At 62.0% G+C, this 26,044-nt stretch carries 27 protein-coding genes and 1 pseudogene; 9 read left to right on the top strand and 19 right to left on the bottom strand.

What is annotated here, in order from left to right; genetic code table 11:
• Positions 1 to 52 precede the first annotated feature (52 nt).
• The 4 genes from PSV26_RS03950 (at position 53) to PSV26_RS03935 (ending at position 2,504) form a co-directional block, all read left to right on the top strand.
• Entirely contained in the window at positions 53 to 676 is a 624-nt protein-coding gene (locus PSV26_RS03950) for a hypothetical protein (RefSeq protein WP_300568019.1), read from the top strand.
• Complete coding sequence (locus PSV26_RS03945; RefSeq protein WP_300568016.1) at positions 562 to 1,146, top strand: zinc-finger-containing protein; 585 nt, start codon at positions 562 to 564, stop codon at positions 1,144 to 1,146. The genes PSV26_RS03950 and PSV26_RS03945 overlap by 115 nt, the downstream gene beginning before the upstream one ends.
• 511 nt (positions 1,147 to 1,657) lie before the next feature.
• Positions 1,658 to 2,044: a hypothetical protein gene (locus PSV26_RS03940; RefSeq protein ID WP_300568015.1), complete on the top strand. Its 387-nt coding sequence runs from the start codon at positions 1,658 to 1,660 to the stop codon at positions 2,042 to 2,044.
• A gap of 70 nt (positions 2,045 to 2,114) precedes the next feature.
• Positions 2,115 to 2,504, top strand: a complete 390-nt coding sequence (locus tag PSV26_RS03935) for a hypothetical protein (RefSeq protein WP_300568012.1) — start codon at positions 2,115 to 2,117, stop codon at positions 2,502 to 2,504.
• A gap of 229 nt (positions 2,505 to 2,733) precedes the next feature.
• Here PSV26_RS03935 and PSV26_RS03930 read toward each other — a convergent pair whose 3' ends face one another.
• The 19 genes and pseudogenes from PSV26_RS03930 to PSV26_RS03840 form a co-directional block, all read right to left on the bottom strand.
• Positions 2,734 to 3,825, bottom strand: coding sequence for a hypothetical protein (locus PSV26_RS03930; RefSeq protein ID WP_300568009.1), 1,092 nt, complete (start codon positions 3,823 to 3,825; stop codon positions 2,734 to 2,736).
• 171 nt (positions 3,826 to 3,996) lie between these two features.
• Positions 3,997 to 4,536: a hypothetical protein gene (locus PSV26_RS03925; RefSeq protein WP_300568006.1), complete on the bottom strand. Its 540-nt coding sequence runs from the start codon at positions 4,534 to 4,536 to the stop codon at positions 3,997 to 3,999.
• Entirely contained in the window at positions 4,533 to 5,180 is a 648-nt protein-coding gene (locus tag PSV26_RS03920; protein WP_300568004.1) for a hypothetical protein, read from the bottom strand. Before PSV26_RS03920 ends, PSV26_RS03925 begins: the two co-directional genes overlap by 4 nt.
• Positions 5,181 to 5,349: 169 nt before the next feature.
• Positions 5,350 to 5,634 (bottom strand): hypothetical protein, encoded by a 285-nt coding sequence (locus PSV26_RS03915; RefSeq protein WP_300568001.1) that lies wholly within the window; start codon positions 5,632 to 5,634, stop codon positions 5,350 to 5,352.
• A 63-nt stretch (positions 5,635 to 5,697) separates the two neighbouring features.
• Positions 5,698 to 6,030, bottom strand: coding sequence for a hypothetical protein (locus PSV26_RS03910; protein ID WP_300567999.1), 333 nt, complete (start codon positions 6,028 to 6,030; stop codon positions 5,698 to 5,700).
• Positions 6,027 to 6,530, bottom strand: coding sequence for a hypothetical protein (locus tag PSV26_RS03905; RefSeq protein WP_300567996.1), 504 nt, complete (start codon positions 6,528 to 6,530; stop codon positions 6,027 to 6,029). The genes PSV26_RS03910 and PSV26_RS03905 overlap by 4 nt, the downstream gene beginning before the upstream one ends.
• 355 nt (positions 6,531 to 6,885) lie before the next feature.
• A pseudogene (locus PSV26_RS03900) lies at positions 6,886 to 7,767 on the bottom strand (IS5 family transposase); the annotation flags it as partial.
• 160 nt (positions 7,768 to 7,927) lie between these two features.
• A complete protein-coding gene (locus PSV26_RS03895) occupies positions 7,928 to 9,028 on the bottom strand; it encodes a CaiB/BaiF CoA-transferase family protein (RefSeq protein ID WP_300567993.1) in 1,101 nt (366 codons plus the stop codon).
• Positions 9,029 to 9,075: 47 nt separating this feature from the next.
• On the bottom strand, positions 9,076 to 9,936 hold the full coding sequence (locus PSV26_RS03890; protein WP_300567990.1) for an ABC transporter ATP-binding protein: 861 nt from the start codon (positions 9,934 to 9,936) through the stop codon (positions 9,076 to 9,078).
• A complete protein-coding gene (locus tag PSV26_RS03885; protein WP_300567987.1) occupies positions 9,930 to 11,159 on the bottom strand; it encodes an ABC transporter substrate-binding protein in 1,230 nt (409 codons plus the stop codon). Before PSV26_RS03885 ends, PSV26_RS03890 begins: the two co-directional genes overlap by 7 nt.
• Before the next feature lie 76 nt (positions 11,160 to 11,235).
• On the bottom strand, positions 11,236 to 12,288 hold the full coding sequence (locus tag PSV26_RS03880) for a branched-chain amino acid ABC transporter permease (protein ID WP_300567984.1): 1,053 nt from the start codon (positions 12,286 to 12,288) through the stop codon (positions 11,236 to 11,238).
• Positions 12,289 to 12,291: 3 nt separating this feature from the next.
• Positions 12,292 to 13,179: a branched-chain amino acid ABC transporter permease gene (locus PSV26_RS03875; RefSeq protein WP_176491401.1), complete on the bottom strand. Its 888-nt coding sequence runs from the start codon at positions 13,177 to 13,179 to the stop codon at positions 12,292 to 12,294.
• A complete protein-coding gene (locus PSV26_RS03870; RefSeq protein ID WP_300567981.1) occupies positions 13,176 to 15,128 on the bottom strand; it encodes an AMP-binding protein in 1,953 nt (650 codons plus the stop codon). The genes PSV26_RS03875 and PSV26_RS03870 overlap by 4 nt, the downstream gene beginning before the upstream one ends.
• Positions 15,125 to 15,925, bottom strand: a complete 801-nt coding sequence (locus PSV26_RS03865) for an ABC transporter ATP-binding protein (RefSeq protein WP_300567978.1) — start codon at positions 15,923 to 15,925, stop codon at positions 15,125 to 15,127. The genes PSV26_RS03870 and PSV26_RS03865 overlap by 4 nt, the downstream gene beginning before the upstream one ends.
• 3 nt (positions 15,926 to 15,928) lie before the next feature.
• Entirely contained in the window at positions 15,929 to 17,089 is a 1,161-nt protein-coding gene (locus tag PSV26_RS03860) for an acyl-CoA dehydrogenase family protein (protein ID WP_300567975.1), read from the bottom strand.
• Positions 17,090 to 17,120: 31 nt separating this feature from the next.
• Positions 17,121 to 17,888: an SDR family NAD(P)-dependent oxidoreductase gene (locus PSV26_RS03855; RefSeq protein WP_300567972.1), complete on the bottom strand. Its 768-nt coding sequence runs from the start codon at positions 17,886 to 17,888 to the stop codon at positions 17,121 to 17,123.
• A gap of 11 nt (positions 17,889 to 17,899) precedes the next feature.
• Positions 17,900 to 19,147 (bottom strand): thiolase family protein, encoded by a 1,248-nt coding sequence (locus PSV26_RS03850; RefSeq protein ID WP_300567969.1) that lies wholly within the window; start codon positions 19,145 to 19,147, stop codon positions 17,900 to 17,902.
• Between the two features lie 27 nt (positions 19,148 to 19,174).
• A complete protein-coding gene (locus PSV26_RS03845) occupies positions 19,175 to 19,975 on the bottom strand; it encodes an enoyl-CoA hydratase/isomerase family protein (protein ID WP_300567967.1) in 801 nt (266 codons plus the stop codon).
• Between the two features lie 58 nt (positions 19,976 to 20,033).
• Positions 20,034 to 21,212 (bottom strand): acyl-CoA dehydrogenase family protein, encoded by a 1,179-nt coding sequence (locus tag PSV26_RS03840; RefSeq protein ID WP_300567964.1) that lies wholly within the window; start codon positions 21,210 to 21,212, stop codon positions 20,034 to 20,036.
• Between the two features lie 184 nt (positions 21,213 to 21,396).
• On the opposite strand from PSV26_RS03840, the gene PSV26_RS03835 reads away from it, so the two are divergent.
• The 5 genes from PSV26_RS03835 (at position 21,397) to PSV26_RS03815 (ending at position 26,013) form a co-directional block, all read left to right on the top strand.
• The gene (locus tag PSV26_RS03835) at positions 21,397 to 22,920 is read left to right on the top strand and encodes an AMP-binding protein (RefSeq protein WP_300567962.1); all 1,524 of its coding nucleotides are present in this window, start codon (positions 21,397 to 21,399) and stop codon (positions 22,918 to 22,920) included.
• Between the two features lie 112 nt (positions 22,921 to 23,032).
• On the top strand, positions 23,033 to 24,217 hold the full coding sequence (locus tag PSV26_RS03830; RefSeq protein WP_300567959.1) for a lipid-transfer protein: 1,185 nt from the start codon (positions 23,033 to 23,035) through the stop codon (positions 24,215 to 24,217).
• A 33-nt stretch (positions 24,218 to 24,250) separates the two neighbouring features.
• Entirely contained in the window at positions 24,251 to 24,694 is a 444-nt protein-coding gene (locus PSV26_RS03825) for a MaoC family dehydratase N-terminal domain-containing protein (protein ID WP_096699520.1), read from the top strand.
• 10 nt (positions 24,695 to 24,704) lie between these two features.
• The gene (locus tag PSV26_RS03820; RefSeq protein ID WP_096670233.1) at positions 24,705 to 25,121 is read left to right on the top strand and encodes a MaoC family dehydratase; all 417 of its coding nucleotides are present in this window, start codon (positions 24,705 to 24,707) and stop codon (positions 25,119 to 25,121) included.
• Positions 25,122 to 25,185: 64 nt separating this feature from the next.
• Positions 25,186 to 26,013, top strand: a complete 828-nt coding sequence (locus tag PSV26_RS03815) for an SDR family oxidoreductase (protein WP_170954822.1) — start codon at positions 25,186 to 25,188, stop codon at positions 26,011 to 26,013.
• Positions 26,014 to 26,044 lie beyond the last annotated feature (31 nt).

Raw genomic sequence — 26,044 nt, 5'->3', positions numbered from 1 at the left:
ATGACCACCCCGCAAGGATCGGCCTGGGGGGGCAAAACTCACCAATAGGCGCATGCTTGTGACCCAAGATTTTTCCGAGTTCAGCAATCCGTTTTCGCCGGCAGTGATCGACTTCAATGAGGGAGTGGCGCGCCTGAGAATGGTCGGCGCACGTCTTGCCGCAAATCAGCGAGTGATCGAGACTACCTATTCCAAGGTGCGGATGGGAGGCTTGGTTGCTGAAAACGGTGAACTCACTCGGCAACTCAACCTGCAGCTGGAATTCATGACGGGCCTTTGCTGGTCTGCCATCACCGACGAATGCTCTGTGGGAACCAAACTCGACGGCGGGCAATGGGCAGAAATCCGCCAGGCCCAGCCTGATTGGCTGCGCAGGACCTTCGAATCTGCCACGATATTGAGCAGTCTGCCCTCGGACGAAACCTTGGCCCAGATTCGCCCTACCGGCCAGATCGTTGTTCTCCGGGACGCCTCTCTGGCGGCCGGTGACGGCCTGCTGCCACGCGCAGCGGCACTGCTGCCTGTCGGCATCAGCGCAGCCGACGTGAGGATCTGGTGGCCATGGGTGATGAGTGGGGAAATGCCGGTAGTCCTGGTGCCGACCGAACACGAATTCGTATTGCAGGAACTGATCGTCTCAGAACTGGAAGAAATGGCGGAGCCCGAGGGCGCGTAGTGGTCGAATTGGAAACCTTCAGGGCGAAGCGGCGGCAAAAGCGGCCACGGCCGGTGACTTGCGTCACCTGCGGCGGAGTAGGTATCCTGGCCGAGAAGGGTCCAAATAATGTACCTGCTTGGCTCTGTGAGGCCTACCCTGGCTGTAACAGCTATGTGGGTGTTCATCCCGGCACCACTCTCGCATTGGGTACGATGGTTGGGCCAGAACTGCGAGCAGAGCGGCTCAACACTCACCGATGGATGGACCGCCTATGGCGTGGCAAGATTTCGCCCACGCGCAAGGAGGTCTACCAACTGGTGGGCAAGGTGCTCGGCATCCGGCGATTTCATGTAGCCCAGGCGGATCTGCCCCTTTTGGAAAAGCTCGCGTTGCGCCGCGCCACGATCGAACGAGCCTTCGAAAGCACTTCGAAGCGCCGGCCCGGCCACCGCGCCGCAAGCCTGCCGGTGCCGGCAGGCTACCTGTGAGCGAAGTGGTCAGCGCGATCAACGCTCAGCTGCTTGAGGGACTTTTCGCCGGCCGGCGGCGGCGATTGTGGCCAAAGGACGCTGGTGGCCAGGCTGCGGCGGAGCGGGGCCTATTGATTGGCGCGGTTTCGCTATCACTCGATGCGGCCGGCCGCAGGTGGGTGCGGAACCGGCATTTTGCTCAGGATTCCGAGTCTCTGGCTCCCTGAACATTGGTGTCGCTAGCAGCATAACAGTGCCGTTTTTTGCCGTATTACGTAGGCCAACTGGAAGCATAACTGTCCCGGCCGATGAAGCATAAGCGTGCCGAAACGGCGCGGTTACGCTTCCGGGAACAAAAGGGCTGCATGTTCCAGGTAACGTACTAGAATAGTAGTGTTACCACGCTTGCACTGCGTCATAGTGCCTGAGTCGTTTGGCCTCTCCACAGGCTCAAACCAAATACCACCCCGGACGGGCACGAGCTGCCCATATGGGTCAGGTGCCCGTTCATATTCTGAAAGATCGGGAAATGTCAAAACACAGTTTTTTCACAATCGAGGAAGCCGACATCGTCAGGCTCGAAGCGAGTGATGATGCGCAAGTCCGCGAAGGCTGGATCAACGTCGGCGCGCACGCCGTGCTGCTTGAGCTGGATGAGAGTGGTCAATTGACCGTTGAAATTTGTGCTCGAACGAACGAGGGCCCGCCTCTGGCGAAAATCGCCGTTACCGAGGCCGAGAGCCTCGCGGCCGGCGGCAGTGATCCAGACAAGCCGCAGTTCAAGGCTTATGACGATATGTCTGAATCAGAAAAGTCTGCTTTCGACATGAGGCAAGGGATCCGTTCCTCGGACCGAACTGTTGTCGAAGCTCAATTCACCAGCGCCACAGGCGGTGGGGATTTGAGAAGCGACTGAAGAAAAACCACCCGGACGGGCACTTCGATGCCCGTCAGGGCCGGTGCTCTCCACAATTAGGAGTTTCAAAATGAAGTATTTCATCAGCGTTGAAGTAAAAGCAGCGGGACCGATAGCTGATTTGACCGCTGCCATTCAACGGGCTTTCGATGGTGGGGCAGCGGGAGCCTTCCAGGTCCTGGTGACGCATGCGCCGAGCTATATGGTGGTTTTCGAGCGCGAGTCAGCCGACGACAGCAACTATGTGAGCAAGCGTGTCACGTCGCCTGACTTGACGGTCGAAGCCGCTGCGATGCAGCAACTCGCCGCCGAGCTGGTAGAGCGCGACATAGGCAGTTTGGCCATGCCGATCGTGTCCGTTCTGCAAAACGGCGATGCCCAATGTTTCGACTTTGGTGCAGGTGCGTTTGTGGACCTCGCAGAGGTTGACGCCCGGTCCGCAACCCGTTTGGCACCATGATGGCCAGCGGGGCGGGGCTCGTCACATCAGGGGAATTTGGGAAGGTGACAAATTTGGACCTTCTGCAAATTCGCACTGCGGTAGCCCAGGCCACAAGCGGGGCGAGGCTGCGCCTTGAGATGTTTACGGTCTACGAGGCACAGCGCATCACAAACCCGGAGCTGTTCGTGTACTGAACGCTACGGCGCAAATGAAAAACCCTCCCATGCCTTGCGGCTGGGAGGGTTTTTTATGCAGCCGGCTGGTACATCACCACTGGCTCCTTTATCGGCGGCTTCACTCGCTTGATCTGCCCAAACCGCGCATCCTCTCGCGGAATGTCCGTTCGCTTCCCCTGATAGACAGGTTGCTCAAACGCCTTGCCGGTGAAATAGAGAAATCGCACCTCGACCAGGTCATCGGGGTCCGGAACAGCGTAGTCGCTCGGGATTGTGACGTTCCCACATTCGCGGAGCACGCCCTGGCCGTTGAGCAGCCCAACAACAACTGATCGTTGCTGATTGCGCCTGACGACAATGCAGGTCACCGAATCGGTCAGCTTGAACTTCAGAGCGTCTTCACTGCGCCCGGCGCCGTAGGGGGCCATAAGGCGCTTGAACACCAGGCCTTCCAAGTTGTGCTGGCGCACGTAGTTCAGAAGTCGCTCTTTGGTCGCGTGGGCTTTCACGAGGCGAATGTGCGTACGCCCAATGATCCTGTTTTCCAGCAACTGCGTCAGGCGCAGATACCGTGCCGCAAAAGGCAAGGACCGGAGGTCCTCGCCATTCAGCTCGAGGAGGTCGAAAACAAAGTACTTCTCGCCCACATGCTCGCCGTCAAATCCGGCGTTCCCGAATTGACTGAAGTCAGCAGTCCAGGCCTCGGGGATGTCCACCAGGAGACCGGATCGGTTTGAGCCGGTGACCACGCCGTCCTTTACGAAGACAGGGCGCCGCTCGCCGTTTTCCTTGATCTGAGCAACCCATCCGTCGTCCGCGACCAGCTCCATGCAACGGGCCTCGTCGATCGCGGTGAGCAACTGGACCTCAAGCCCGGTTGCGCGCCCTGCGAACTCGGAGGCCGTGTAGGCCTGGCCGCTGTCAATCTCGCCGTAGCCGGATTTGATCTTCGAACGCACAAGGGCGTCAAATATTTTCAACGCTTCGGCGTAGGCCACCGGTTGAGCGGTCTTGGTGCCAGTCTGCGGGATACCTCCACGCTTCCCATTGGAATAGTCCACCACCCATCCAGATGCCTTCGGGCGAAGAAAGACGTTATAGAGTTTGTCGGCACCGGCGACGGTGCTCCAAAGATGTCGCGATTGCGATGATTCTTGTGCCATCAGTTTTTTCCTGTGTTTTGTTAAACAGTGCCCTCGACACGCACCGGTGACGGGAGCTATGAACGTCGAAAGCAGCACAATGGCCGCAGTCGGGCCCGAGGGGTCCCGCCGGCGTATAGCTCCTGCGGAGCCGCTCTTTCGCGAGGAAATAGACGGCCCGCGGGATGGCTGTTAGCGCAGTTCAGGCCCCGAGACTTCGAAGAAGTTCCAGGCTGAACGCTTGGCCCCCTCCTCGGCGATGTATCGGGACCAGAAGGCCTTCACGCTGTCGGACTGACTCATGGCGTAGTCCGTGACTTTCTTGCCAGCATTTGGCTCGACGATTTCGCGCCATTCGATGCGAACGCTCACCCGCTTTCCCTTGTAGGAGTGACCGAGGCGAATGTCGGTTGTCGCGGCCGCCGCAAGCAGTGAACGCACCTTCCGAATGTAGGCCTCCGGTGTGCTCCAGCTCGAAGCGTTACCCATCTTGAGCATGCCGCCTTCCGTGTCTCCGGCGGTGCGGATTCCCCAGGTCAATACATCGGTCGCTGTCCCGAAGCCGATTGCCTGCCAGCGCCTCGAGCGCCGCCCGCATCCGCCGCGTGCGCCGATTTCATAGCAGTTGGAGCTTCCCGCCTGCACTGCATGCACAAATAGGTCCTCGGTCGCGCCAGCATACTCTGCAGGGATCCTCACGCAGGTTTGGTGGTAAATGATCTCTGAACTCATGCTGCGAGCTCCATTCCTGCGAACAAGTCGAAGGTGAGTCCAGCCGATGCTGCTGCGTTCCCGGCACCGCTCGGGCCAACCAAAACCTCATTCACCTGGTCAGGGTAAATCTCGCTGGAAAGCCAGATCGAGGCGAAGCCCATGTAGGCCTTCAGATTCCCCAAGCTGGTCAGTGGAACGGTCCAGGTAACTTTGTCGTCGGTCCTTTCTGTGACGAAAGGTGATTCCATCGCTTCTTCGACGTGTTTTTCGGGGCTGCGCTTTGCCTCTTCAAGCAGACCCTTCACGGGCTTGGAAACGCTGCCGAGCAGCTGGATGCCGAAGACGGAAAGGTCGGCGAGGCTCCGGGGCGTTTTCATGGCCTGGCGCCAATGGCCGATGTATGCCTCCGCCTTCAAGGCTTTGCCGTTCACGAGGCGCTGCTTCAGTTCGGCTTCGACGGCCATTTTTTGGCAGACGCTGGACATGAACGAATAGGCCCATTGGACGTTGCCGAGCGCTCGCCACACTGGAGGTGTAGCTGGCTCGGTCGTTTCGCATACAAGCCACATTTGGCTTTCTGCACTTAACGGATAGTGATCTCCGCTCCCCAGAAGACTGGCGAACTCGACCACGATCCGATCTAACTCTTGGATTTTTGGCATATGAACATCAAAAAGATGAAGAAAACCGATTACTCGGTTGCTGGCTTCTACGGGAAGCTGCCGGCGTTTAAGCACCCTCAGTATATTTCAAAACTTCCAGCGTTAAGGCGGAAACTCCAGACAAAAAAAGCCCAGCCGGTTAGGGCTGGGCTTGGGGTTTCGGATTTCATCACCGGGGCAGGACGCAAGGAGCATCTTTCATCGGGACAATTTGAAGCGTCTCGCGCTGTTCTGGCGCGACCGCTTCGCCGATCAGCTGCAGCAGCCGGTAGACTGTGCTGCGGCGCTCGGGGCTGAGCTGCCTTCCGTGGAGGTTGATCGTGGCGATCATGTCCAGGTTGCCGTCAAAACGCGTGGTGCCCACACACAGGGCGTCACCGGGGGCGTTTGGCAGCTTGACCAGTGCCGGCTCAACATCGGCCTGCACCAGCGAAAAAAGGGTCTTCGATTTCATGGAAGGGTCTTGGTGAAATGAAAGGCCCCGAGTGACGCTTGTCACTCGGGAGCCAGCGCCCCATCAGTGGGGTGGTATTGGCGGAAGCGAGGATATAACTCCCAATTGCTCGACGTCCGCGTCGTCTTCGCACTCGTTGCGGTGGTGGTTGCTGCCCATCGCGTGGATGTCTGCAAACTTCAACCCGTGCAGATCACAGAAATGAAGCATGTCGGCGACCAGGTCGGCAGCGAAAGCGTGCCGATATTTTGAATCCCAGATCTCGCCCTTGCCTTCGGCAAAGGCACGGAGTGCCGCTTCAAAGCGTGCGCCGCGGGTCGCCTTCATCAGCGTCGCGTCATAGGCCGCGGCCGGCTGGCCAAGGACAATTGTGTTGCGTTGTGCACTTGCGCTCATTGCACTCTCCCTGGCCCGTTGGAACGCTGGAGGCTCGATGCGAGCAGTAGGTTGGAACGCTCGCTGGCGACGTCGGATCTGATACGGGCAGCCATTGCGCGCCGATCATCAACTTCCGTCGAGAGTGAGAACTTGGCAGATGCCCGCATGCGGCAGACCAAGTCAATCAGCCAGGTTTCGAAGGCCGTCTTCACGGTCTCGTGGTGGTCCTGCAGGCAGGTGGCTTCGAAGCCGACCGAGCCGTCCCATGCCTGCTTGGCTACAGCCAGCGCGAGCATTTCAAGGGCCTTGGCTTTGTCGGCGTGGAGAACGCCCAGGTTGGCCTGGTTTGCGCCCTCGGGGAGCACAGCATGCAAAGGAGCCAGGATGTGTCCGCTGTAGCCATGGTCCGATTCCGAGAGTGTTCCGACAAAGCGGCCTCGCGGGGTTCTTTGAAAGCACACCGCCATCGAAGGCGGCGGCTTGCGTGCGAAATCTTTCGAGAGCTTGAGTTGCTCCATAGAAATACCTCATGAGGAAAATAAGCCCTAGGGGCAATCGCTTCGGTGAGGAAGCACAGGCGTCAGACGGGACGCAACCGATCTAAAAGATGAAAAGAATGTACCACAGGGTGTCGGGCCTGCACACCCTGTTGGGCGGCATTTTTACGACTTTGGAGTGACAAAGTAGCGGTCGTGATCTGCAACTTCCGCCGCCTCGACGGTGGGCGTCCCGACCGCGAAAAAAGAAGGCGGCGCACCACTTTCGCAATGCGCCGCTTCGGCTGCTGAGATCAACTCAGCCTGGATCCCTTGGCCAGCCTGGCGGCCAGCCACTCATGAATGAACGTCGGCACCTGCTATACGGAAAGCAGCACTTGGCCAGTCCTTTGAATTTCACCTTGGGCAAGCCGAACTGACGCTTTATCACCCGAAACGGGTGTTCCACCTTCGCGCGCACGCTGGCCTTCCTGTGCTCTTGCTTCTGGATGCGCTCCTTGGCTCTGCCATCAGGCAGCTTCGCAATGTCGCTGGGTCTGCAGGCGATATGCCATTGCAGATCGTCACGCGCAACCCGCTTGGCCGCGCCCGGGTAGCCCGAGTCGGCCCAGACCTGTTCCTCCTTGCCGTGCAGCAGATCAGCAATCTGCCCTACGTCCGACTCGTTGGCCGCCGTGGTCGTGACGGTGTGCACCAGGCCCGAGTCGGCATCCACCGCGATGTGCGCCTTCATCCCGAAGTGCCACTGGTTGCCTTTCTGGGTCTGGTGCATCTCGGGGTCCCGTTTGCCGCTGCTGTTCTTTGTCGAACTCGGCGCCGCGATGATGGTGGCGTCCACGATGGAGCCGAGCTTGAGCGGCGGCCCCTTCCTGGCCAGGTGGGCATTGACCAGTTTCACGATGTCCTCGTTCAGGTCGTTGTCCTCCAGCAGGTGGCGAAAGTTCAGGATCGTGGTCTCGTCGGGGATGGCCTGTGTCAGGCTCAGACGGGCGAAGGTGCGAAGCGAGGCAATTTCATACAGTGCCTCTTCCATCGCCGGGTCGCGCAGCGCAAACCAGTTCTGCATCAGGTGCACGCGCAAGATCGCTTCCATTGGATACGGCCTGCGGCCACGGCCAGCTACCGGGTAGTGTGGCTCGATGAGCTTGAGCAGCGCCTTCCAGGGCACCACCAATTCCATCTCTTCCAGGAAGACTTCCCGTCGGGTCTTCTTCCTCTTGCCTGCGTACTCGGCATCCGCGAAACTGATCTGGCTCATCGCTTGCGCTCCTTTGATCACGTCAACGCCTCATGGTTGTGTTCGGTGGACTTGATCAGAGATTCCTTAGGGGCTGCACGTCGGTAACGTGAGATCCTTCAATAGTTGGCAAACTCAGCGAACAAATCCGCGTTTCCTAAGTCCCCCCGTTATTCTTCGGCTACAAGAGTTCGTCGTCGTGTTCGCCAATGAACGGTGCGGAGCTTGGGCGATCGGTCACCGTCCGGCTGAACCTCGGTGCCGGTGAAGGTTGAAGCACACCGTCCCGCTCAAAGAAAGTGCCGCGCGCGCTGTTGTGTGGGTGGCGTGCTGCCTCTTCCAGTGTCAGCACCGGTGCAAAGCACACGTCGGTCCCCTCCAGCAACGCACACCAGTGCGCGCTCGGCTGGGCGCGGAAGATGTCGCTGATCTGGCGTTTGAGAACAGGCCACGCTGCGGGCTCGCGCTGTCGTTGAAACTCGGGATCGGTGATGGCGAGTTTTTCCAGCAGCAGCGTATAGAACTGCGGCTCTAGCGCGGCGATTGATATCCATTTGCCATCCGCGCACTCATAGGTGTCATAGAAATGCGAGCCGCCGTCCAGCATGTTGGCCTGACGCTCGTTCTTCCAGAGTCCCAGCGCCTTGAGGTCGCAGACGATGGAGGTGAGCAGGGCTGCACCGTCGGTGATGGCGGCATCGACGACCTGGCCACGGCCGGAGGTGCGCGCTTCAAGTAAGGCGCAGACGATGCCGAACGCGAGCATCATGCCGCCGCCACCCAGGTCGCCGACCATCGCCGGTGGTGCCACCGGTCCGCCTTCCGTGCGGCCGATCATGCTGAGCGCGCCCGACAGCGCAATGTAGTTGATGTCATGCCCAGCGGCCTGCGCGAGCGGGCCATCCTGGCCCCAGCCGGTCATGCGCCCGTAGACGAGTCGTGGGTGGCGTGCCAGCAGCACGTCCGGGCCCAAACCCAGCCGCTCCATCACGCCCGGGCGGAAACCCTCGATGATCGCGTCGACGCCGTCGACCAGTGCCAGGACTCGCTGCACGTCCTCGGGCGACTTCAGGTCGACCGCCATCGAACGCCGACCGCGGTGCAGCACGCTGCGCCGGCCACTGGCCAGGAAGGCACCATCCCCGAGGTCTTTGCCCTTGTCGGCCTTGCGATCCAGGCGGATCACGTCGGCGCCCATGTCGGACAGCATCATCGCGCAGAACGGTCCGGGGCCGATGCTGCCGAACTCGATTACTTTCAACCCTTGCAAGGGACCACTCATTTGTCGTTACTCCTGAAACCGAACTAAAACCACAAGCCAGCCGTCTGTTACCCCAGCCAGCGCTTGCGCCGCTTGTAGTGTTTGACCTCGCGAAAGCTCTTGCGCACCCCCTCGCGATCGAGGCCGAGATAGAACTCGCGCACATCCTCGTTGTCACGCAGTTCCTGGGCCTGCCCCTCCAGCACGATGCGGCCGCTCTCCATGACATAGCCATAGTCGGCGATCTCCAGGGCCACGCGTGTGTTCTGCTCGACGATGAGCAGCGACAGTCCCTGCTCACGCAAGTGGTGCAGCACGGCGAAGACTTCCTCGATCATGCGTGGCGCCAGTCCGAGTGACGGCTCGTCGATCAGCATGAGTTTCGGCTCGGCCATGATCGCGCGCCCTATCACCAGCATCTGCTGCTCGCCGCCCGATAGGTAGCCGGCAGTGCGTTTTCGCAGATCGGCCAAGCGCGGAATCGCTTCGTACACGCTGTTCATCGCCCGGCGCATCGCTTGCGCCGATGGAAACATGTGGCCGCCGATGATGAGGTTTTGCTCGACCGTCATGTGCTGCAGCACGCGCCGGCCTTCCATCACATGGACCAGACCGCTGCGCACTACGGTCGCCGGGTCGTGCCCCTGAATCGGCCGGCCGTCGAAGGTGATCGCCCCTCCCGAGACGCGGCCGTCTTCCGAGTCAATGACGCCGGAGATGGCCTTGAGGGTGGTGCTCTTGCCTGCGCCGTTGGCGCCCAGCAGCGCCACGCAGCCGCCTTCGGCGACCTGCATCGACACGCCCTTGAGCGCCAGGATCACCTCGGCATACAACACCTCGACGTTGGACAGCGTCAGCACCGCCGGATTGGCGGTCGCATGAGGCGCGGTACGTTGATCCGGTGCCGCAGCAAGGGCTGAACTCACCATTTAGGCACCGTTGGCACGGTCACATCGCCCGCCGCCCGAACCACCTTGCCGTCCTTCATGGTCGCGATGTTGACCTTGGCGGTGCCGGTGGGGAAGGGAGTGTCGTTGCTGAAGTCCACGCCTGGCAGTATGCCCATCAGGTCGTTGCTGGTGAACTGGCTGTTCATCAAGGTCTCGCGCACGGCTTCGCCGGTGACTTTGCCGGGTCCCTTGGCCTTGATGGTGGCCTCAATCGCGCGCACGGCCACGATGCTTTGGCCTATGCCCATGATGGTCATTGCATTCCAGCCCGATTTCAGGCCATGCTTTTCCTGCAACAGGCTGTAGAACTTGCGTGCGGTCGTGTCGTCTTCGCTGGCATCGGCGATGGCACCCACCTCGAAATCACCGGCAAAGCCGTTCGGGTCGCCAAGTGCCTTGGATGATCCCACCACCCCGTTGTGCAGCGAGAGCATGATTGGGACGTTTTTGCCCAGCGCCTGCAAGGCCCGTTTAGTGGCCACAGCCTGGGCGGTGTTGGTCTGGATCACGATCACGTCGGTGCCGGCGTTGACCAGGCGGCGCACCGCCAGGGTCAGGTCGGCCGGTTGCACTTCGGTCCAGATCGCCTCGACGAAGGTGGCCTTGTCGGGGTTGGCCTTGGCGTAGCTTTGCAGGCCCTTGGCCATGTCGGCGTAGGCGGGTGTGGCTTCGGAGGTGATGATTGCCACCTTGACAGGGCGCTTGCTCTGGAGTTTGGTGGTGCGGAACCATTCCAGGAATCCGGCCGCCTCATGGGCGTAGGTGGGGCGCAGGTTCAGGGCCCATTGGTTGGGTTTCCAGCCGAAGCCGTAGGTGGCGGTGGCCATGAGCATGGGGATCTTGTCTTCCGGCAGGCGCTGCTGCAGCGCGGCGGCATCCGGGCCGCCGAGGCCGAGCAGGAGCGCGGGTTTGACTTCGGCCTTGATGCCGGGCCACAGGCTGGCGGTTTGCGCCACGTCGTAACGCGTGTCAAAGGTTTTGACGACGATCTGCACGTTGAGCTTGCTGCCGACTTCCTTGTTCCACCACTCGATCACGGCGAGTCGCCCGCCCTGCATCTGGGGCATGACGTTGGCGTAGGGGCCGGCGAAGTCGGCAAAGGCGGCCACGTTGATCGTCGTCGTTTGCGCGTGGGCGGTCGCGTTCAGTAGCAGGCCGGTAGCCAGGGCGGTGGTAAGTTTGAGAAAAGTATAGCGTTTCATGGATGTCTCCAGGTTGTGGTGGTGGTGGTGAGGGGGAAAGGGGCGGGGGGATTGCGACTCGCTGTGCTGGGCGGGCTCAGTGGTGAAACGGCCAGAGCCGGTAGTTGGTTTTCAGGATGTTCCAGCGATGCATCAGGCCTTTCGGTTCAAGCAGCAGGAACAGCGTGATGATGAGGCCGAGAAACACATTCATGCTGGCGAAGATCAGGTCGCTGCTCAGGCTGGGGATGCGCTCGACCAGGTCGGGGCCCAGACTGGTGATGACCTCCTGCACGCCACGGATGAGCACGGTGCCTATCAGTGCCCCGACGATGGAGCCGAGCCCGCCGACGATCATCATGGCAATGAACCAGATCGAGTTGAACAGCGTGAACTGATCGACCGAGACGAAGCGCACCTGGTAGGCCCACAGGGCACCGCCGATGCCAGCGTAAAAAGCGCCGAGCACAAAGGCGCGCGACTTGGCGCCGGCCACGTCAACGCCCATCATGCCGGCGGCCACATCGTCGTCGCGCACGGCGACGAAGGCGCGCCCGTGGCGGCTGCGCAGGATGCCGAAAGCGCCGAATATCATCACCATGGTGACGACAAGAAACAGGTAGTACAGCGAGCGGTCGGTGTTGAACAAAAATGTGCCCAGCCGGGCTGGCTCCAGGCTGAAGCCATTGACGCCGCCGAGCCAGGCTGAGGGCAGATTCAGCACAATGAAGTGAAAGATGAACTGGGCCGCGATGGTGGTCAGCGCAAGGTAAAAGCCCTTGATGCGCGCCGCCGTCATGCCGAACAGCCAGCCGGCCAGCGCCGCTACCAGGCCCGCCACCGGCACCGCCACCCAGAACGGTAGCCCGGCCTTGACCTCGATCACACTGGCGGCGTAGGCCCCGACCCCCATGAAGGCGGCCTGGCCCAGGTTGATCTGCCCGGCGTAGCCGGTGGTGATCTGCAGCCCGACCACCACGATGGACGTGACCAGCATCAGGTTGGCTACGGCTACCAGACGCTCCGAAGCGAACCAGGGGTAGAGCAATAAAATGCCGATGAACAGGGCCAGCGTGACCCACTGGGCGCGCGTGCGGATCAGTGCGCGGTCGCGCGCATAACTGGTGGAAAAAATGCCGGAGGGATCCATGGGTCAGACTCTTTCAATGCGTTTCCAGCCGAACATGCCGGTCGGACGGACCACCAGCACCACCAGCATGAAGATATAGGGGACGACGGCGGCGGCGTTGCCGCCGATCAGCGGGTCGATGTAGGCGGCCGTCAGCCCCTGCACGACCCCGACGATGATGCCCGCCAGCAGCAGGCCGCCGATGGATTCGAGCCCGGCCAGCAGCGCCACCGGCAGGGCGGCGAAGCCGATTTCGGAGGACAGGAAAGTCAGCGACTTGCCGCTCAGGTAGACCATCGAGGTGATGACCGACAGCACGCCGCCCAGTGCCCAGGCGAAGGCGATGGAGCGGCGCACGCTGATGCCCATGGCCAGCGCGATCTGGTGGTCTTCGGCGACCGCCGACATCGCCAGACCGGTGCGGCTGCGGTTGAAGAACCAGTGCAGCGCCACCGCTGCCAGCACCGCGATGACACCGCCGAAGGCGAGCGAGCGCGGGATGATCATCTCGCCCAGGATGATGGGCGTGAGGGGAAAGATGGCGGGGAACTGGCGCTCCTGCGGACCCCAGATCACCAGCACCAGTCCGCGCATCAGGATCAGCAGCCCGATGGTGACCATGATCATCGAGAACACCGACTCGCCAATCAGGCGCCTGAACAACAGGCGTTCAATCGCCAGCCCGATTAGCACCGAAATGCCCAGTGCAACGGCGATGCCCAGCGCCGGATGCATGCCGCGCGACTGGATTGCCCACCACAGCAGGAAGGCGCCCAGCACGATCATCTCGCCGATCGCCATGTTGAAGACCTTGCTGGCGCGGTAGATGACGACAAAGCCCATGGCTACCAGCGAATACAGCAGGCCGAGCAGCGCGCCATTGATGGTGTAGTTGATGAATTCGATGATCATGGTGTGTGGGTTCCTTCAATGTCGGTGGCCACCACGTTTGCGTGCAACACGCCTTGGCGGCCATCCTGGTAGGTCACGGCGATGTCGCAGGCGACATCGGTGGCGCCCGCATACAGGCCGTCTATCAGTGCGCGGTAGCGTACCTCGAGAAACTCCCGGCGCAGCTTGCGTGTGCGGGTGAGTTCGCCTTCGTCGGGGTCGAGTTCTTTCGGGAAATTGGCGAAGCGCACCACCCGCGAGCTTTCGGGCAGCAACTGGTTGATGCGCCGGATTTCGCCCTGAACCAGTTGCCGCACCTCTGGCCGCTGCGACAGGTCGGTGAAGGTGGAGAACGCGATGCGCCGCTCCTCGGCCCAGCGGCTGGTCACCGCCATGTCGATGTTGATCAGCGCGCCAACCCAGGGCCGGGTGGCGTCGCCCAGTACCATCACGTCCTTGATGAAGGGTGAAAAGCGCAACCGCGTCTCGATGAACTGCGGGGGATACGGGTGACCGCTGGCGAGTTTGACCAAGTGTTCCACGCGGTCGAGGTACACCAGTTCGCCGCGCCCGGTCTTGCGCACGGCGTCACCGCTGACGTACCAACCGTCGCGCTGGATGGCGGCCGTCTTGTCGGGCTTGCCCCAGTAGCCGAGAAAGCCGGTGCCGCCGCGCAGCAGCAGCTCGCCGTTGTCCTCGATGCGCGATTCCAGCGGCGCGCCGAAGGCCGGGTCCACATCCAGCAGCGGGCCTACGGTTTCGAGGTCGTAGCGCTTGCCGCGGTGGCCGGCAATCAGGCCGAATTCCGAGCAGCCATAGATGTTGCGCAAGGGCACGCCCATGGCGTGGAACAGGCGGAACACGTCGGGTGCCATGGCGGTGCCGCCTGAAACCGCGACATCGCTGCGAATAAAGCCAAACTGATCGCGCACCGGGTGCAGCGCCAGCGCTTCGGCCAGCGGCAGCAGCAGGCGCGACAGCCAAGGTGCCGTGCGCCCTTCGAGCCGCGCCACATGTACGTCGTGGCCGATGCGTATGCCCCAGCGGTAGATGCCGCGCGCCAGCCAGCTCGCGGCGAGCATGCGCGCCTCGATGGTGGCGGCGATGTTCTCCCACTGGCGCGGGCCGAACAGCACGATGTGCGGTGCGAGCTCGCGCAGATTGGGTAAGACCTGGTCGGGGCCTTCGGGGAAGCTGACCACCAGAGGTGTGATCAGACCGAGGGTCACGCCCAGCAACTGCTCGGTGATCCAGGCCAGCGGGGTGTAGGACATGTATTCCATGCCGTCTTGCAGCGGCAACGCGCTCTTCATGCGCAGCGCGTTGTCCATCAGCCAGCGGTGGCTGATCATCACGCCCTTGGGCTTGCTGGTGGTGCCCGAGGTGTAGGTCAGCAGGGCCAGGTCGTCCGCGTGGCCAGCGTTGACTTCGCGTTCGAAGCGCTGCGGGTGCCGATCGTGCTGGCGCCGCCCTTCAGCGGTCAAGTCATCAAAGGATTGCAGCAGCGGATGCCGGTACGACCACATGCCCGAGTTGTCCCAGTAGGCGATGCCCCGGATGTCGGGCAGCCGCTCCAGCAGCGAGAGCGCCTTGTCGACCTGCTCCTGATCCTGCGCGAAGATGAAACGGGCCTGCGAGTCCTCGCACAGGTAATGCAGTTCGTCGACGGTGGCGTCAGGGTAGACCGACACGGTTTTGGCGCCCAGTGACTGGGCCGCGAACAGCGCCCAGTAATGCTCGGGTTCGTTCTCGCCGATCACGATCGCGGTTTCGCCGCGTTGCAGGCCCAGCGCCGCCGCGCCCAGCGCTATGCTGCGCGTGCGGTCAAACACGTCGGCCCACGTATAGCAGCGCCACACGCCTTTGCGCTTGACGCGCTGCGCCAGCCGCAGCGGATGTTCCTGGGCATGGGCGAGCAACTTCTGTGGCAGGGTCGGTACGGATACCGGGGTGGGGTGGGTCGCGTTCATGCCGCAGCTCCCAGGTAGGCCTGGATCACGGCCGGATCGGCTTGTACCTGCGCCGGCGTGCCGTCGGCGATTTTGCGGCCGAAGTCGAGCACCGCCACGCGGTCGGCCAGATCCATTACGACCCCCATGTCGTGCTCCACCAGCACCACCGGAATGCGTTTGGCTTCGCGCACGTCGATGATGAAGCGGGCCAGGTCTTCTTTTTCTTCGGTGTTCATGCCGGCCATTGGCTCATCCATCAGCAGCACCTTGGGTTCCATCGCCAACGCACGGCCCAGGTCCACGCGCTTGCGCAGGCCGTAGCCGAGCGCACCCACCGGCTGGTGGCGGATGTTTTCGATTTCAAGGAAATCGATGATTTCCTCGACCGCCTCCCGGTGCAGGGTTTCTTCGCGTTGGGTCCAGGGAAAGTAGAGAAATGCCTGCGCCATACTTGATCGCATCTGACTGTAGCGGCCGACCAGGATGTTGTCGATCACGCTCATGTTGGAGAACAAATGGGTGCCCTGAAAAGTGCGCACCACGCCGTCGCGCGCGATTTCATGCACCGCGCGGCCTTTGATGTCTTGACCACGGTAGTGCACGCTGCCTTTTTGCGGCTGGTAAAAGCCGCTCAGCACGTTCATTAGCGAGCTCTTGCCCGCGCCGTTGGGGCCGATGATGGCCAGCAGCTCGTTGTCACGCACGTCGATGCCGACATCGGCCAGCGCGGTGACACCGCCAAAGCGCAAGGTGATGTCACGCGCCTGCAGAACCGAAGCTTCGCTGGACGGGCTAATGGAGGAGTTGGAAGTCATGGGTCAGGAGAAGGCGTTGATACCGGTCAGGGCGCGGCCAATGATGAGTTTCTGGATTTCGGTGGTGCCGTCGGGAATCGGCATCATGCGGGCGTTTCTGAACAGCAGTTCAACCCCGAAGTCCTTGGTGATACCGTTGCCACCGTGAATCTGCAATGCCTTCGACGTGACGTTGACCGCCATCTCGGTGGCGTACCACTTGGCCATGGCGCTTTGCACCTCGCTGCGCACGCCGTGGTCGATCAGGTTGAAGGCGCGGTAGACCAGCAATCGCGCGGCGTCGAGTTCGGTGGCCGCCTCGGCCAGCATGCCCTGGATCAATTGATGACCACCGATTGGCTTGCCATGCTGGCGGCGTTCCTTTGAGTAGGCCACAGCCTTGTCGAGTGCAGCCTGGGCGATGCCGATTGAAGTCATGCCGACCATGGGACGCGCCTTCTCGAACAGCACCATGGTGTTCTTCAGGCCGGTGCCGGGTTCAATCATCATGTTCTCAGCCGGTACGCGCGCGCCGTCGAAGAACAGTTGTGCGGTCGAGGTGCTGTTGAGCCCCAGCTTGTCGATGTTGCGGCTTTCGTAGCCGTGTTCGGCGCGGTCCACCAGGATCATCGAGATGGCGCCCGCGCCTTCGCTCGACGTGCGAACGATGACCATGCAGAAGTCGGAATAGTGGCCGTTGGATATCCAGGTTTTTTCACCGGTCACGATGTAGTGATCGCCATCGCGCTGGGCACGGCAGGTGACTTCAGCCACGTTGGAGCCGACCCCAGGCTCACTGATACCGCTACAGGCAATGATTTCGGCGCGTACCATGCGTGGCAAATACTTCTCGCGCATGGCTACGTTCGGGCAGACCTCCAGCGAATAGGCGCCGAGCTGCTGAATCAGCAGCGAGATTGCCACGTCGCCGGAGATGCGCGCGAGCTGCTCGTACATCAGTGCATAGGTGAGCCAGGGCATGCCCAGGCCGCCATGTTCCTCGGCAATGATGCCGTTGCCGCCCATGCCGTAGGGCAGCATCTTCTGGAAGATCTCAAGCATCAACTCTTTTTCAATCAGCTTGTCGGGCTGGTAGCGTTCGACAATCGGACGCAGTTCGGTTTCTAGGAAGCGAGTGAAGCCTTCTACGGCCATGCGCTGTTCTTCGGTGGGGAGGAAATTCATGGTGTTGGTCTCGGTGTGTTGTTGATTTCGTTCAGCGCGCGCTCATGCGTGCGCCGGCATCAATGTGCAGACAGGTGGCGTTGATATAGGGGTTCTCGACGATGGAGCGCACCAGGTGGGCCAGCTCGCTGGCTTGACCCATGCGGCGGGGGAACAAAATCATACGGTCAACGATGGCCTGCGCGACTTTCTTTGGCAGGCCCGCGACCATTGGCGTTTCGAACAAGCCCGGTGCAACCGCTACGCAGCGGATCCCCAGATCGGCCAGGTCCCGTGCCACTGGCAGCGTGAGGCCGATCACGCCGGCCTTGCTGGCGGCGTAGGCCGCCTGTCCCATCTGGCCATCCTGTGCGGCGCCAGACGACAGGTTCACGATGACGCCCCGCTCGTCGTCCTCGGGTTCGTTGCGCGCCATCGCTACGGCGGCCAGGCGGAGCACGTTGAACGTGCCGGTGAGGTTGACAGCAATCACCTTGTCCCACAGGGCCAGAGGAAATGGTTTTCCATCGGCCACGGTCTTGGCTGCGTCTGGCACGCCGGCGCAGTTGATACAGATGTGGATAGCGCCAAAACGGGCCAAGGTTGCGTCGATGCCAGCCTGTACCTGTGCCTCGCTGGTGACATCGACCTGCTCGAACATCGCAGAACTGCCTAGCTCGGCGGCGGCCTGCGCGCCTCGTTCACCGTCGCGGTCAAACAGTGCCACGCGTGCGCCGCCAGCGATGAGGGTTTCCGCTACCGCACGACCCAAACCGGATGCGCCACCGGTGACGACGGCGACCTTGTCTTGTAAGTTCATTCTTCGCTCCCTCAACGCCCGAGGATCGTGATGGCGGCCACGGCCTCTTCAATTCCGAACAGGCCACCACCGTTTTCTGCGATGGCAAGGCGGGCCCCTTGCACCTGGCGAGCCCCCGCTTCGCCGCGCAACTGCACGACCAGTTCGTGCAACTGACCCAGCCCGGTGGCACCGATCGGGTGCCCTTTGGACTCCAACCCTCCCGATGTGTTGATGGGGATGCGCCCGCCGATAGTGGTGTCGCCGCGCTCAGCGAGCCGACCACCTTCGCCGAATGCGCAAAAGCCCAGGTTTTCGCTTTGGACTATTTCGCCGATGGCGGTGGCATCGTGAACTTCGGCTAGCGAAATGTCTTGCGGGCCAACGCCAGCGAGTTCGTAGGCTTGTTTGGCGGCCTTGACGGTGATGTGTTGATCCAGGTCTTCAGGGCGGCGGTTGCTGCCCGTGGCAATGATCGATGCCAGCACCTTGATGGCGCGCCCGCGGTTTGCCAGTCGCGCCAGTGCTGCTTCGGAACACACTACGACAGCGGCAGCCCCGTCGCTGATGGGTGCGCACATGGGCAGCGTCAATGGGTAGGTGATCGGCGGCGCGGCCAGTACCTCGTCAATGGTGTAGGCGTTGCGGTATTGGGCCAACGGGTTGTGCACGGAGTGGCCGTGGTTCTTGGCCGACACTGCAGCAATTTGCCGCTGCGTGGTGCCGAACTCGCGCATGTGAAAGCGACCAAAGGCGGCGTAAATGTCCATGAACAGGCTGTACGGTGCCTTCGACATGGAACCTTCGGGCGGTTCAATGCCATGCCCCATTTGCAGCAGCCTGCGTTTGTTCTCCTCGACCGTGGCCACGTCCCAGGCGCCGTCGAAGACGCTGAACATTCTGGCTTTGTCGGCGCAAAACATCTTCTCGGCACCAATGGCCAGCGCGATCTCGCCTGCGCCTGAGCGCACGTACTGCACTGCCAGGTTGAAGGCCGAGCTGGCACTGGCACAGGCATTTTCAATGTTGAAAATCGGGATGGACTCGAAGCCCATCGTGCGCAACGCAATTTGGCCGCGGATCATGGTCTGGCCTTCGAGCGCGCCCTGGGTGGCGTTGGAGAAATACGCCGACTGGATGTCACTGATGGACAGTCCGGCATCGGCCAGCGCGGCATGCACTGCGGTGGCGGTGAGCTGCTTGATGTCGCGGTCGAGGAATTTACCGGTGGGTGTCATGCCGACACCGGCGATGTAAACGGGGGATAACGTGTGACGCATGGTAGTCATTCTTGAATGGAGTTGGTTTTAGTAGCCTTTGAAATCGGGCGCGCGTTTGCCGACGAAAGCCGCGAGGCCCTCTTTTATGTCGTGCGAATGGCGGTGCGCGTCGAGCACCAGCCGCTCCAGCCGCAGTGCCGAAGCCTGCGGCTGCTCCAGGCCGTCGGCCACGGCCTGCTTCATGCGGCGCAGCACCAGCGGGCTCTTGCTGGCGATGCGCAAGGCGAGTTTTTCGACCTCGGGCACCAATTCGGCATCCGGCACCACGCGGTTCACCAGGCCCAGCGGAACCAGTTCGCGTGCGGGCATGGTGTCGCCGGTGAACAGCAGGTATTTGGCGGCGGTGGCGCCGATGCGCCGCGGCAGGATGGCCGCGCCGCCCGCGCCCGGAAACACGCCAAAGTTGGCATGCGCGTCGCCGATGCGGGCACTTTCGGCGGCGATGATGAGGTCGCAGGCCATGGCCAGCTCCAGTCCGCCGGCCATCGTCAGGCCGTTCAGCGCGGCGATGGTGGGTTTGGGACACGCGCGGAGACTATCCATCATGCCGCCGACGAGATCGAGAAACTCGCCCATCGGGTCGCTCGGGCCGGGTTCGCCAGCGCTGCTCTCGAACACGCCTTTGAGGTCGGCGCCGGCGCAGAAGGCACGGCCCGCACCGGTCAGCACGATGACGCGGATGGCCGGGTCACGCTCGCAACGCTCGGTCGCATCGCGCAATTCGGCGCACATTGTCTCCGACAGGGCATTCATCGCATCGGGCCGGTTCAGCGTGATCCACGCCACGGCACCACGTTGTTCAAAGCGGATGGTCAACGGGGGTTGCATCTTCAAAGTCTCCTTGCTTATGTGGTGGCCAGCTGCGCTTGCCATGCTGGTTTGGGAATCAACCGCGCAGCAGTTCTTCGGCGATGATCATCTTGCGCACCTCGGATGTGCCTGCACCGATCTCGAGGATCTTGATGCAACGGAACAGCCGGTTGATCTCGGACTCCCAGATGTAGCCGCTACCGCCATGCACTTGCACGGCCTTATTGAGCACCCGGTTGCAGGCTTCGCCGGCGTAGAGGATGGACGCTGCGGTGAGCTTGTGCGCATCGCCGCGGCCACCGCCGCCCACTTCCAGATCATTGACCTCGGCCAGGGTGCGCCAGACCAGGGTTTTCATGGCTTCGATCTCGGTGTACATCTCGGCCAGCATGGCCTGCACCATCTGGAAGCTGCCGATGGGCTTGCCGAACTGCACGCGCGTTTTGGCGTACTCGACGCTCAATTCGAGCGCCCGTTCGCAGATGCCCACGCACAAGCCGGCCACCAGGGCGCGCTCCAGATCGAGCCCGCTCATGACGATCTTGACGCCTTCGTTTTCCTTGCCCACCAGGTTGGCCGCCGGCACGCGGCAGTTGTCGAACACCAGCTCGCCGGTCTGGCTGCCGCGAAAGCCCATCTTGATGAGCTTTTGCGCCACCTTGAAGCCGGGGAAATCCTTCTCGACGATGAAGGCCGAGATGCCCTTGGCGCCAAGCTCCGGCGCGGTCTTGGCGTAGACCAGCAGCACGTCCGCGACCGGGCCGTTGGTGATGTAGATCTTGGTGCCGTTGAGGATGTAGTGGTCGCCCTCACGGTGCGCGCTGGTGCGCATGGCGCCCAGCGCATCCGAGCCGGCGCCGGGTTCGGTCAGGCCGAGTGCGCCGATTTTCGTGCCGTTGCACAGGCCGGGCAGGTATTGGCGGCGCTGCGCCTCGTTGGCGTTGCGGAAGATGTTGTTGACGCACAGGTTATCGTGCGCCGCCCAAGACAAGGCGATGGCGGGGTTCCAGCGCGCGAAGGCCTGGCAGATCAGACCCGAGCTGAACAGGTCCATGCCCGCGCCACCATGCTCGGCAGGCACCGTGGCCCCCATGAAGCCAGCTGTGCCGATTTTTTGGAAAATATCGGGCGGCCACCATTCCTCGTCGTCCATGCGGCGCGCGAGTGGCACGAATTCCTTGCGCGCGAACTTGTCGGCGGCTTCGAGCACGGCGCGGTCGTCGGCGGAGAGAGTAAAACTGCGAGGGGCGGCCATGTTGGGATGCCAATCAGTGTTTGGGTTGTGGGTCAATGAGCCACGGCGCGCACCAAAGCGAGCCTGCGCGGACGAGACCTCTTTGGGTTTACGCGAATTTAATGGGGTATTGTAAAACTGTCAAGCGTTAGGTAGGATGCGTCACTGGTACTCACTCGGAGTGCCAGAACTGGAGGCGGTGTACATGGGAGACGGAATCGGTGCATATTCATTGACGGTGGCCGACCTGTTACGCAAGCAGGTGGCCATCCGTGCCGAATCGATCGCTGTCGAGGATGCACGGGGTGCGCTGAGCTACCAAGCGCTCGATCAGCGCGTGAATCGATTGGCTCATGTACTGGTTCAGCATGGCGTTGCGATGGGTGACCGTGTGGCACTGCTGTCGGAGAATCGCCGCGAATACCTCGAAACCCAGTTGGCAGCTGCCAAGCTGGGCGCCATCGTGGCCTGTCTAAACTGGCGCTTGGCCGATGCTGAAATGGCGCATTGCGTGCGCCTGGTTTCGCCGCGCGTTGTGCTTGTGTCGGCGCGCCATGCGCCGATGCTCGCGCGCATCGATCATGGCGTGCCCCAAGTGATCGACATCGACGCGCGCTACGAGGAATTGCTGGCTACGGCACCTGAGAGCGACCCGCAAATCGATGTTGATCCCGCACAGGGTCTGGTTATTCTCTACACGAGCGGCACCACCGGCGTTCCCAAGGGGGCGGTGATCAGCCACCGCGCGATGGTTGCGCGCGCGATGTGTTTTTCCGCTGAATTCGGCATTGGTGCCGACCGCAACTTTCTGGCTTGGTCGCCGCTGTTCCACATGGCAGCCACCGACTTTAGCCTCGCTACCCTGATGTTGGGTGGCAAGGTGGTGATTCACGACGGGTTCGATGCTGACGGTCTGTGCGCGGTACTTGAGCGCGAACCGATCAGCTGGCTGGTGGCGATGCCAGGCATGATAGAGCCGCTCATCGATGGTCTGAAGCGCAACCGGCCGCGCATCCGCAGTGTTCGCATGGTCGGTGCGATGGCCGATCTGGTACCGCTGCAGCAGATCGCCGAACTCACGCGCCTGATTGGCGCTCCCTACCTTAACAGCTTCGGCGCGACGGAGACGGGCTTGGCGCCGGCTTCCGGAGTTCTGCTGGCGCAAGGCGCCGTGCCCGAAAGTCTGGCTAAGCGCGAGTCGGGTTTTTGCCGCATCCGCCTCGTCGATGCCGATGACCGCGACGTGCCTGTCGGCGTGCCTGGTGAACTGGCGATCCGTGGACCGACGCTGTTCTCGGGCTACTGGGATGCTCCCGAGGTCAATGCGATCGACTTTCGCGGCGGCTGGTTCCACATGGGCGACCTGTTCGTTCGGCAGGCTGACGGCTCGCTAAATTTCGTCGACCGTGCGAAGTACCTGATCAAGTCGGGGGGCGAGAACATCTATCCCGCGGAGATCGAGCGCGTACTGCTCGCGCATGAGGCGGTGCTCGACGCCGCCGTGGTACGTCGAAGTGACGCGCACTGGGGAGAAGTGCCCTTGGCCTTCGTCGCGCTCAAGCCCGGAGCCGCCGCAGACGCGCAGGCTCTGATGCAGTGGTGCCGCGCGCAGCTGGCCGGCTACAAGGTTCCCAAGGACATTCGGTTTATCGATGCCGCCGCGTTCCCGCGCAGCAGCACGGGCAAGATACAGCGTCATGAGATCGAGCGCCAATGGGTAGCCACATGATCGGGACAGGACGGCCGTGCTGCATTCACCCGTGACACCTATCAGGTCATGCCGCTCGCGGCGCGACCATTCATCAGCGTCAGACGACGCTTCAACCTGAGGAGTTAGAGTTATGAGTCGTAAAGTCATCGTCGCCGGTGTGGGCATGGTCCCGTTCACCAAACCGGGCGCCAGTGAGCCCTATCACGTGATGGGAGAGAAGGCCGTGCGCCAAGCCTTGGCCGATGCGCGCGTCGAGTACCCCATGATCCAGCAAGCATATGTTGGCTATGTGTATGGCGATTCCACCTGCGGCCAGCGGGCGCTCTACCCGGTGGGCATGAGCGGCATACCAATCGTCAACGTCAACAACAACTGCTCCACCGGTTCGACAGCGCTGTTTCTGGCGCGCCAGGCGGTCGAAAGCGGTGCCGTCGAGTGCGTGCTGGCCCTAGGCTTCGAGCAGATGGCCGCCGGTGCCATCAAGGCCCAGTTCGAGGACAGGCCGACGCCGTTCGAGGAGTTTGACCGGGCCACCGCCGAGATCGTCGGGCACCCGGAAATTCCGTTGGCTATTCGTTACTTCGGCGGTGCCGGCAAGGCGCACATGGACAAGTACGGCACCAAACTGGAGACCTTTGCCAGCATTCGCGCCAAGGCCAGCCGTCATGCGGCGAACAACCCGCTGGCGCTGTTCCGCAAGGAGGTCTCGGTCGATGACGTGATGAACGCACCGGTGCTGTGGGAGGGCGTGATGACCCGCCTGATGGCTTGCCCGCCGACCTGCGGTGCCGCTGCTGCGGTGATTTGCTCCGAAGCCTTCGCCAAAAAGCACGGGCTCGACACGCGCGTTTCGATGGTTGCCCAAGCGATGACGACCGATTTCCCCAGCACCTTCGAGTCGCACGACATGATGCGCGTGGTCGGCTTCGACATGGCGCGCGATGCGGCGCAAAAGGTCTATAAGCAAGCCGGCATCGGCCCGCAGGACGTGAACGTGGTTGAGCTGCACGACTGCTTTGCACAGAACGAACTGCTGACCTACGAGGCGCTGGGCCTGTGTCCGGAGGGCGGTGCGGAGAAGTTCGTGCTGGACGGCGACAACACCTATGGCGGCAAGGTCGTGACCAACCCGTCGGGCGGCCTGTTGTCGAAAGGGCATCCGCTGGGCGCGACCGGTCTGGCGCAGTGCTACGAGCTGACGCACCAGTTGCGCGGCACGGCGGACAAACGCCAGGTCAAGGGCGCCCGTGTGGCCTTGCAGCACAACCTCGGGCTGGGCGGCGCTTGCGTCGTCACGCTTTACCAGGCCGCCTGAGCACAGGCGCAGAAAACCAGGAGCTGGAGTCCCATGATTGACAAGAAATTCATCGGTTACGAGGTGCCGCCCACGCTGTGGGATGTGGAGAAGGGGCGCATCCGCTTTTTCGCCGAGGTGATCGGTGCCACCGATCCGATCCACCTCGACGCGACCGCCGCCAAGGCCGCTGGCTACCGCAACGTCGTGGCGCCGCCGACCTTCATCTTTGGCGCCGAGAGCGATTCGGGGGTGTTGATGAAGTTGCTCGACACGCTCAAGATCGACCTGCGCAAGGTCTTGCACGGCGAGCAGCGCTTCGACTACCACGCCCCGGTGTGCGCTGGCGACACGCTGCGCTTCCAGACCCGGGTCGCCGACATCTACGACAAGAAGGGCGGCGCGCTCGAGTTTGTCGTCAACGACACGAAGGTCACCAATCAGCTCGGCGAGCATGTCTCCGACCTGCACTCGGTGATCGTCGTGCGCCACGCCTGAAGGAATATTCATGAACGTTCAAGTAAAAATCATTGATGTCGGTGACGACATGCCCGTGCTGGAACTGCCGCCGATCAGCCGCACCACCCTGGCCCTGTTCGCCGGTGCGTCGGGCGACCACAACCCGATCCACATCGACATCGACTTCGCCCACGGCGCGGGGATGAAGGATGTGTTCGCGCACGGCATGTTGTCGATGGCCTACCTCGGACGCGCGCTCACCGAATGGGTGCCGCAGCGCCAGATCCTCAGCTATGGCGTGCGCTTCGCGGCCCTGACCCATCTCGGCGACCGCGTGCGCTGCAGTGGCAAGGTGGTTGAAAAGCTCGAGCATGCAGGCCGACCCTGCGTGCGCGTTCAAATCAGCGCGACGAAGGCGACAGGCGAAATCACGCTGGCCGGCGAGGCTTTGGTTGCCTTGAACTGAGACTGCCGTTTGCCGGCCCGACTTTTTATTTCTTTCCTTTTAATCACAAGCAAGGACACGCATCATGAAAAAACTCGAAGGCAAAGTGGCCATCGTTTCAGGTTCGGGCCGCGGCATCGGCCGTGCCATCGCCATGAAGCTGGCCAGCGAAGGCGCCAAAGTGGTCGTCAACGACCTCGACGCAGCCCCGGCAGAGCAGACCGTGGCCGACATCAAGAAGGCCGGCGGCATTGCCGTGGCCTGCGTGGGCAGCGTCACCGCCGACGGTTTCGCTGATCGCTTCGTCAAGACCGCGATTGACAGCTTCGGCGGCCTGGACATCATCATCAACAACGCCGGCTACACCTGGGACAACGTGGTTCAGAAGATGACCGACGAGCAGTGGAACGCCATTATTGATGTGCATTTGACCGCGCCGTTCAAAATTTTGCGCGCCGCCGCGGAGTTCATCCGCGTCACCTCGCGTAAGGAAGCCGAAGCCGGACAGGAGGTGTTCCGCAAGGTGGTCAACATCTCGTCCATCGCCGGCACCGGCGGTAACGCGGGCCAGGCCAATTACTCGGCGGGCAAGGCCGGCATCATCGGCCTGACCAAGGCGCTGTCCAAGGAGTGGGGGCGTTACAAGGTCAACGTCAACGCCGTCGCTTTTGGCATGATCAAGACGCGGCTGACGGAAGCTTCGGCCGGCGGCAACGCATCGATTGATGTCGAGGGCCGCAAGATCAAGGTCGGCGTCAATCCTGATCTGCTGGAAATGATGGAGCGCACCATTCCGCTGGGTCGCGGCGGCACGCCCGAGGAGGCGGCCGGATCGGTCTACCTGCTGTGCATTCCCGAATCGAACTACGTCAGCGGCCAGACGCTGATCTGCGGCGGCGGAATCTCGATCTAAAGCGCAAGCCGCAAGCGCATAAAGGCCCACG

It is taken from the genome of Polaromonas sp., assembly GCF_029945685.1.
Classification (GTDB): Bacteria; Pseudomonadota; Gammaproteobacteria; order Burkholderiales; family Burkholderiaceae_C; genus Polaromonas.
Note: the sequence above shows the minus strand (reverse complement) of the source record. Positions and strands in the feature narration are given on the sequence as shown.

Bases quoted from the DNA above. Each gene is read 5' to 3' on its own strand.
- PSV26_RS03950 (WP_300568019.1), top strand. From the start codon at position 53: ATGCTTGTGACCCAAGATTTTTCCGAGTTCAGCAATCCGTTTTCGCCG.
- PSV26_RS03945 (WP_300568016.1), top strand. From the start codon at position 562: ATGGGTGATGAGTGGGGAAATGCCGGTAGTCCTGGTGCCGACCGAACA.
- PSV26_RS03940 (WP_300568015.1), top strand. From the start codon at position 1,658: ATGTCAAAACACAGTTTTTTCACAATCGAGGAAGCCGACATCGTCAGG.
- PSV26_RS03935 (WP_300568012.1), top strand. From the start codon at position 2,115: ATGAAGTATTTCATCAGCGTTGAAGTAAAAGCAGCGGGACCGATAGCT.
- PSV26_RS03930 (WP_300568009.1), bottom strand. From the start codon at position 3,825: ATGGCACAAGAATCATCGCAATCGCGACATCTTTGGAGCACCGTCGCC.
- PSV26_RS03925 (WP_300568006.1), bottom strand. From the start codon at position 4,536: ATGAGTTCAGAGATCATTTACCACCAAACCTGCGTGAGGATCCCTGCA.
- PSV26_RS03920 (WP_300568004.1), bottom strand. From the start codon at position 5,180: ATGCCAAAAATCCAAGAGTTAGATCGGATCGTGGTCGAGTTCGCCAGT.
- PSV26_RS03915 (WP_300568001.1), bottom strand. From the start codon at position 5,634: ATGAAATCGAAGACCCTTTTTTCGCTGGTGCAGGCCGATGTTGAGCCG.
- PSV26_RS03910 (WP_300567999.1), bottom strand. From the start codon at position 6,030: ATGAGCGCAAGTGCACAACGCAACACAATTGTCCTTGGCCAGCCGGCC.
- PSV26_RS03905 (WP_300567996.1), bottom strand. From the start codon at position 6,530: ATGGAGCAACTCAAGCTCTCGAAAGATTTCGCACGCAAGCCGCCGCCT.
- PSV26_RS03895 (WP_300567993.1), bottom strand. From the start codon at position 9,028: ATGAGTGGTCCCTTGCAAGGGTTGAAAGTAATCGAGTTCGGCAGCATC.
- PSV26_RS03890 (WP_300567990.1), bottom strand. From the start codon at position 9,936: ATGGTGAGTTCAGCCCTTGCTGCGGCACCGGATCAACGTACCGCGCCT.
- PSV26_RS03885 (WP_300567987.1), bottom strand. From the start codon at position 11,159: ATGAAACGCTATACTTTTCTCAAACTTACCACCGCCCTGGCTACCGGC.
- PSV26_RS03880 (WP_300567984.1), bottom strand. From the start codon at position 12,288: ATGGATCCCTCCGGCATTTTTTCCACCAGTTATGCGCGCGACCGCGCA.
- PSV26_RS03875 (WP_176491401.1), bottom strand. From the start codon at position 13,179: ATGATCATCGAATTCATCAACTACACCATCAATGGCGCGCTGCTCGGC.
- PSV26_RS03870 (WP_300567981.1), bottom strand. From the start codon at position 15,128: ATGAACGCGACCCACCCCACCCCGGTATCCGTACCGACCCTGCCACAG.
- PSV26_RS03865 (WP_300567978.1), bottom strand. From the start codon at position 15,925: ATGACTTCCAACTCCTCCATTAGCCCGTCCAGCGAAGCTTCGGTTCTG.
- PSV26_RS03860 (WP_300567975.1), bottom strand. From the start codon at position 17,089: ATGAATTTCCTCCCCACCGAAGAACAGCGCATGGCCGTAGAAGGCTTC.
- PSV26_RS03855 (WP_300567972.1), bottom strand. From the start codon at position 17,888: ATGAACTTACAAGACAAGGTCGCCGTCGTCACCGGTGGCGCATCCGGT.
- PSV26_RS03850 (WP_300567969.1), bottom strand. From the start codon at position 19,147: ATGCGTCACACGTTATCCCCCGTTTACATCGCCGGTGTCGGCATGACA.
- PSV26_RS03845 (WP_300567967.1), bottom strand. From the start codon at position 19,975: ATGCAACCCCCGTTGACCATCCGCTTTGAACAACGTGGTGCCGTGGCG.
- PSV26_RS03840 (WP_300567964.1), bottom strand. From the start codon at position 21,212: ATGGCCGCCCCTCGCAGTTTTACTCTCTCCGCCGACGACCGCGCCGTG.
- PSV26_RS03835 (WP_300567962.1), top strand. From the start codon at position 21,397: ATGGGAGACGGAATCGGTGCATATTCATTGACGGTGGCCGACCTGTTA.
- PSV26_RS03830 (WP_300567959.1), top strand. From the start codon at position 23,033: ATGAGTCGTAAAGTCATCGTCGCCGGTGTGGGCATGGTCCCGTTCACC.
- PSV26_RS03825 (WP_096699520.1), top strand. From the start codon at position 24,251: ATGATTGACAAGAAATTCATCGGTTACGAGGTGCCGCCCACGCTGTGG.
- PSV26_RS03820 (WP_096670233.1), top strand. From the start codon at position 24,705: ATGAACGTTCAAGTAAAAATCATTGATGTCGGTGACGACATGCCCGTG.
- PSV26_RS03815 (WP_170954822.1), top strand. From the start codon at position 25,186: ATGAAAAAACTCGAAGGCAAAGTGGCCATCGTTTCAGGTTCGGGCCGC.